Raw genomic sequence first — 265 nt, 5'->3', positions numbered from 1 at the left:
CCTCCCGCAGGCGCCTGACCACCTCGTTCTTGTGCTCGGGCAGCACCTCGGCCTGGATCTCCTCGATGCCGACCTTCCTGGCGACCGCCTCCGCCGTCGTGCGGCTGTCGCCGGTCAGCATGACGATACGCAGTCCCTCGTCGCGCAGCGCCTGGAGCGCGCCGGGCGTGGTCTTCTTGATCGGATCGGCGACGCCCACCAGCCCCGCAGGCCTGCCATCGACCGCGACGAACATCACGGTCTCGCCTTCGACGCGCTGCCGCTC

Annotated in this window: 1 protein-coding gene; it reads right to left on the bottom strand. The window is 70.6% G+C overall.

Annotated features, from left to right (window positions below; all coding sequences use genetic code 11):
- Positions 1-265 (bottom strand): HAD-IC family P-type ATPase (locus tag ACLJNW_RS25735; RefSeq protein ID WP_410961444.1); only part of this gene is annotated, 265 nt, incomplete at both ends.

The sequence above is a fragment of the Salmonella sp. SAL4457 genome, from assembly GCF_046548235.1.
GTDB classification, from domain to species: domain Bacteria; phylum Pseudomonadota; class Gammaproteobacteria; order Enterobacterales; family Enterobacteriaceae; genus Salmonella; species Salmonella enterica.
This window is presented reverse-complemented; position numbering and strand designations above follow the sequence as displayed.